Source organism: Undibacterium sp. TC9W (assembly GCF_049339865.1).
In the GTDB taxonomy this organism is placed as follows: domain Bacteria; phylum Pseudomonadota; class Gammaproteobacteria; order Burkholderiales; family Burkholderiaceae_D; genus Undibacterium.
This window is the reverse complement of the sequence record NZ_JBMPPJ010000048.1, coordinates 1-4,860: the sequence shown is the minus strand read 5'-3', so window position 1 is coordinate 4,860 and position 4,860 is coordinate 1. Positions and strand designations below refer to the sequence as shown.

The window sequence follows — 4,860 nt, the reverse complement described above, 5'->3', positions numbered from 1 at the left end:
TGGCATAGCGTTCAAAGCCACCTTCGGCAAATGTTGTCTGTCTCATGGTATTTATGATTCAATGGAAAATAAGCTTATATTACCGTTTCTGAATCAGTGCTCGGGGACTTAATCAGAGATTCCTTAATGCTTCATTCCCTGCTCATTTCCATTTTCGCAAATTACCTCAAGCCCCGGGCATTCTGCATGCAGTTGCGCCAGCAGGGCCCTGGCAATACCAAGCTCACGGTAGCTGGGTTTCACATACAGGACATGGACGCATACCTGCCCGGCAAGGATGCTGCAATCGAGCGCACCTACATGCTGCTTATCCAGAAATGCAGACAGCAACAAATGTGTGCAGTTGCTTTGTTCATCTTGTTTGCAGATGCGCAGTGCCGTTTTTACAGCTTCACCAGAAGTGATCTCTGTCATGATTTCACTGCTCCCCATAAGTAGTGGACGCCCAAAGCCAGCAAGCCGATGAAGAAGCAGCGTTTGAACAGCGCTGGCTGCATTTTGTCGCGTATGACTTGTCCCAATTGCATGCCAGCCAATGCAGGTAACAGGGCCAGCATGGAATCGCCGGCAATATTCCATTGCAAAGTACCACTGCCGTACAGATTGATACCCAAGGTCAGTGTAGATACCGTGAAAGACAAGCCCATCGCCTGTACCAGTTTGCCCTTATCAAGATCCAGGGCTTGCAGGTAAGGGACAGACGGCAAGACAAATACGCCGGTAGAGGCGGTGACCATGCCTGTCGCAATGCCGATAACAGGGGCCAGCATGCGTTCTGCCTGAGTGGGCACTTGCCAATGCACCGATGCCAGCCCCATCACGCCATATAGCAGCAATGCCACGCCCAGACCAGCACCTGAGCAGACAGGATCGAGCTTGCTGAATAAGAATCCGGCTACAAAAGTGCCAAGGCAAATGCCCAAAAGCATAGGGGTCAGGCGGCGCAATAAGGGCATTAGCCCGGTGCCACTGCCGAGTTGCCATATATTCGTTAAAAGCGAAGGTAGAAACAATAGAGCTGCGGCTTGCATCGTCGTCATCGACAGGCTCAGCAAAGCGATTGCCACGGTAGGCAAGCCCAGGCCTATGACGCCTTTTATCATTCCCGCAAGCAGAAAGATAAATGCTATTGCCAGCCACTGCGTGCTGTTGCCATGAGGGGTAAATAGCGCAATGAGGGATTCCATATAGACAGTTTGCCATTACCAGCAAGAACTGAAAATGTGGAATATACTCAGACAGGCTTCGTATTTTACGTAGTCTAAATCTGGCACTCATTCCAAAAAATAATCTTTTCATGCGCTTTGATCTGGTCGATTTGCAGTTATTTGTTCACGTGGTGGAGGCAGGCAGTATTACTGCCGGGGCAGACCGTTCCCATCTGGCACTGGCATCTGCCAGTGCGCGCCTGCGCGGTATGGAAGATTTGCTGGGTGTGCCCCTGTTACTGCGGCAAAGGCGCGGTGTGGAAGTGACTGATGCTGGCCGCACGCTGCTGCACCATGCGCGCATGCTGATGCAGCAGATGGAAAGAATGCGCGGTGATCTCGGTGATTATGCCAAAGGCCTCAAGGGCCATATACGTATGTTGTGCAATACCTCGGCGCTTACTGAATTCCTGCCGCAGGCGCTGGCCATTTATATGCAGGCACATCCGCACATCAATATCGAAGTTGAAGAAAGACTCAGCAACGACATCGTGCAAGCCATCATTGCTGAACAGGCCGACATAGGCATCATTGCCGATACGGTTGATAGTGCAGATTTGCAGGTATTTCCATTCCGGCAGGATCAACTGGTGCTGGTGACGGCAGCCCAGCATCCATTGCATGCTGTGGCTGCGGTCAATGGTATCCTGGCCTTTGCCGATATCCTGACCTATGACTTCATAGGCCTGGCTGGTGACAGCGCCCTGCAACAATATTTGAATGAACATGCGGCGCGGCTGGGGCAGCGTTTGCATTACCGCCTGCGTTTGCGCAGCTTTGATGGCATTTGCCGCATGGTGGAAAGTGGTGCTGGCATCGCCATCATCCCCGAGACGGCAGCTTTACGTTATGAGCAGTTGATGAAAATACAAAGGCTGTATCTGACTGATACCTGGGCTGTCAGGAACTTGCTGATCTGTGTGCGGCAATATGATGAGCTGCCGACCTATGCGCGTGAATTGATCAATGCCATCAAGGCCTGAAAATTTTGTGCAGTATGCAAATAGCTTGGTCTGCCGGTCTTCTTGCTACAATGCAGGTCTGTTTCATCTTCAATCTTCATTCTCATGTCCGTTACCACTTCCCTAGGCAATGCTTTCAAAAGCTTCAAGAGTAAATTTGCTGCCAGCCCGGTTTCACCTGCGTCAGCTGTAATGGCCCCGGTATTTGCCGATGTGAATATCGATGCTGAATTGACGCTGGCCTTGTTTGATGTCTTGACGGCAGAAATAATCAAATTGAAATGGCAAGACAATTACCTGGCCCTGGAAGATGGCTTGCTGCTGGCAGTTGAGCGGGTGGAAACTGTTACGCTTGCTGAAGACAAATTCCGCACCTGCACACGTATCTATGCCAGCCATGCGGCCTACTTCCCGGAGGGTTTGAGCGAGTACCAGCATGCCATGGGTGCCACTGAATCTGAGGCGATACTTGAAGGTTTGCGTACCTGGGCCAGGATGGACTTATTGGTATTGCAGGATGCTACCCGCGAGCAGCCTTTGAATTGCACAGTCATAGAAATGAACACCAGCACTGAGGCGGCAGAAGGCAGCAGTTTTCGCCAGGTAATATTGGGCCCAGTCGCCCATCTCGCCAGCCTGCCCGCGCCCAAGAAAAAAGAAGAACATCCATTTTGTCCATGCTGCCTGTTTACAGAAAGCATGCCTGCTTTTCATGATCTGTTGCAGACCAGTGATTTCATCGGCATACGCTTGTTTGCCTCGCGTGATAACGAAGGCAAACTGGCTGCTGATTGCCGTGTCAATGGCGAAGATTTTTTGTCTGCGGTCGAACACCTGAAACAATATGCAGAAAAATGGCCACAGCGCGGGCTGGAGTTTCGCAAGCAATATGTCGTTGTCAGGACCAGCAGACATAGCGTCAATCAGGCGCAACTTGTGCAATCCGGCAGGGTGCAGCCTTGATACCGGTTGGTCAGGTCAAATGGCGGATGTGATACATTAGAAATAAGAATTCACGATGTGTCACCAATTTACTATCAATGAGTGAGGAATATTATGTACCGTAGTTACTTCAAGGGACAATGGAGTGAGGGCAATACGCCACTGTTTGGCGCCATGGATAATGCAGTCTGGCTGGGTTCCTCAGTGTTTGATGGTGCGCGTTCCATTCGCGGCCTGACGCCAGACTTGCGTTTGCATCTGGCCCGCGTCATACAATCAGCCCAGCGCCTGGGTTTGCAATGCCCATACAATGTCGATGAACTCGAAGCATTGTGCCGTGAGGGCATAGCCCTGTTTCCGGCGGATGCCGAGCTGTATATACGTCCGCTGGTATTTGGCACTGACGGTTTGCTGATCCCTGAACCTTCAACTACGGGCTTTGCGCTGACTTTGTTTGATGCACCCATGCCGGCATTTACCGGTTTCTCTGCCTGCCTGTCCAGCCTGCGTCGTCCCGACCCTTCCATGGCACCGACTGATGCCAAGGCTTCCTGCCTGTATCCAAATTCCACCAGAGCCTTGCGCGAAGCCAAAGAGCGTGGTTTTGACAATGGCGTGGTCTGTGACATGCATGGCAATGTGGCTGAATTTGCCACTGCCAATCTCTTCTTCGTGACTGCTGACGATGAGATTGTCACACCTGTGGCAAACGGCAGTTTCTTGTCCGGCATTACCCGCGCCCGCGTTATTGGTTTGCTCAAGGAAGATGGCAAGCAAGTGTCCGAGCGCACTGTAAAACCGGAAGAATTGCTGGCAGCCAAAGAGATTTTCAATACAGGTAATTTTGCCAAGGTAACACCTTGCACCAGATACGAAAGCCTTGAATTGCCTATAGGTGTAGTGGCGACACGTGCCCGTGATCTGTATTTGCAATTCATGCAAAATACCTGATTCGCATCCTGACCCAGACTCAACGACAGATCGATGCTCAAGCGCATACATCATGTAGCCATCATATGCGCTGATTATCAGGTGTCCAAGGATTTCTATACCCGGATTCTGGGCTTGAGCGTTATTGCTGAGACCTATAGGTCAGAGAGAGCTTCACATAAGCTTGATCTGGCCTTGCCAGACGGTTCGCAAATAGAATTGTTTTCCTTCCCTGATGCGCCACCCAGGGTATCCCGGCCTGAGGCACAGGGTTTGCGTCACCTGGCATTTGAAGTCGATGATGTGTCAGTCTGTAAAGCGATGCTGGAGGCAAAGGGGCTGGAAGTGGAAGATATCAGGCTGGACGAATTGACAGGACGGCGCTTTGTCTTTTTTACTGACCCTGATGACTTGCCCCTGGAGTTGTATGAAGCTCTGCCTTGATAGATTTGCCAGGCAATATGAAGAAAGCATGAGTCGAAAAAAAACCGGGGAATGAGATCCCCGGTTTTTTTGACATACTCTGATTTACTTCAGGAACTGCTCATTCCCGACCATGCCGATCTTGGTCACGCCAAGACGCTGTGCCGCTGCCATGACCGCAGCCACAGACTTGTAAGGCACAACAGCAACCGGACGCAGGTGTATCTCTGGCTGGTTTGCTGCAGGCATTGCTGCCGATTCAGCCAACTTCGCTTCCAGCTGTGCATGATCGACTGCCGTACCATTCCAGGACACCGTACCATCAAAATCGACGTCGATATTGACGACGACTGGTTCTACTGTTGGTGGCGGTGGCGTGCCTGTCGGCATATTCA

General features: G+C 51.2%; 7 protein-coding genes. 4 read left to right on the top strand and 3 right to left on the bottom strand.

From position 1 onward, the window contains the following. Nucleotides 1–123: 123 nt before the first annotated feature. Nucleotides 124–414 (bottom strand): GNAT family N-acetyltransferase, encoded by a 291-nt coding sequence (locus ACO0LN_RS30110; protein WP_422980412.1) that lies wholly within the window; start codon nt 412–414, stop codon nt 124–126. Beyond that, nucleotides 411–1,187 carry a sulfite exporter TauE/SafE family protein gene (locus tag ACO0LN_RS30105; RefSeq protein WP_422980410.1) on the bottom strand — a complete coding sequence of 259 codons (777 nt, stop codon included), beginning with the start codon at nt 1,185–1,187 and terminating at the stop codon, nt 411–413. The genes ACO0LN_RS30110 and ACO0LN_RS30105 overlap by 4 nt, the downstream gene beginning before the upstream one ends. A gap of 110 nt (nt 1,188–1,297) precedes the next feature. Between ACO0LN_RS30105 and ACO0LN_RS30100 the strand changes: the two genes are divergently transcribed. The 4 genes from ACO0LN_RS30100 to ACO0LN_RS30085 all read left to right on the top strand — a co-directional run bounded on the left by ACO0LN_RS30100 (nt 1,298) and on the right by ACO0LN_RS30085 (nt 4,486). Further along, nucleotides 1,298–2,191, top strand: coding sequence for a LysR substrate-binding domain-containing protein (locus ACO0LN_RS30100; protein ID WP_162057870.1), 894 nt, complete (start codon nt 1,298–1,300; stop codon nt 2,189–2,191). 84 nt (nt 2,192–2,275) lie between these two features. Next, nucleotides 2,276–3,133 (top strand): DUF6348 family protein, encoded by an 858-nt coding sequence (locus ACO0LN_RS30095; RefSeq protein ID WP_422980407.1) that lies wholly within the window; start codon nt 2,276–2,278, stop codon nt 3,131–3,133. Between the two features lie 93 nt (nt 3,134–3,226). Then, nucleotides 3,227–4,063 (top strand): branched-chain amino acid aminotransferase, encoded by an 837-nt coding sequence (locus ACO0LN_RS30090; RefSeq protein WP_422980405.1) that lies wholly within the window; start codon nt 3,227–3,229, stop codon nt 4,061–4,063. Nucleotides 4,064–4,096: 33 nt separating this feature from the next. Further along, nucleotides 4,097–4,486 carry a VOC family protein gene (locus tag ACO0LN_RS30085; protein ID WP_422980403.1) on the top strand — a complete coding sequence of 130 codons (390 nt, stop codon included), beginning with the start codon at nt 4,097–4,099 and terminating at the stop codon, nt 4,484–4,486. 84 nt (nt 4,487–4,570) lie between these two features. Here ACO0LN_RS30085 and ACO0LN_RS30080 read toward each other — a convergent pair. Next, the coding region (locus ACO0LN_RS30080; RefSeq protein ID WP_422980401.1) for an ExbD/TolR family protein at nt 4,571–4,860 on the bottom strand (290 nt) is incomplete at its 5' end.

What these genes read in the sequence shown, in the direction of transcription:
- ACO0LN_RS30110 (WP_422980412.1), bottom strand. Translation starts at nt 414, where the DNA reads ATGACAGAGATCACTTCTGGTGAAGCTGTAAAAACGGCACTGCGCATC.
- ACO0LN_RS30105 (WP_422980410.1), bottom strand. Translation starts at nt 1,187, where the DNA reads ATGGAATCCCTCATTGCGCTATTTACCCCTCATGGCAACAGCACGCAG.
- ACO0LN_RS30100 (WP_162057870.1), top strand. Translation starts at nt 1,298, where the DNA reads ATGCGCTTTGATCTGGTCGATTTGCAGTTATTTGTTCACGTGGTGGAG.
- ACO0LN_RS30095 (WP_422980407.1), top strand. Translation starts at nt 2,276, where the DNA reads ATGTCCGTTACCACTTCCCTAGGCAATGCTTTCAAAAGCTTCAAGAGT.
- ACO0LN_RS30090 (WP_422980405.1), top strand. Translation starts at nt 3,227, where the DNA reads ATGTACCGTAGTTACTTCAAGGGACAATGGAGTGAGGGCAATACGCCA.
- ACO0LN_RS30085 (WP_422980403.1), top strand. Translation starts at nt 4,097, where the DNA reads ATGCTCAAGCGCATACATCATGTAGCCATCATATGCGCTGATTATCAG.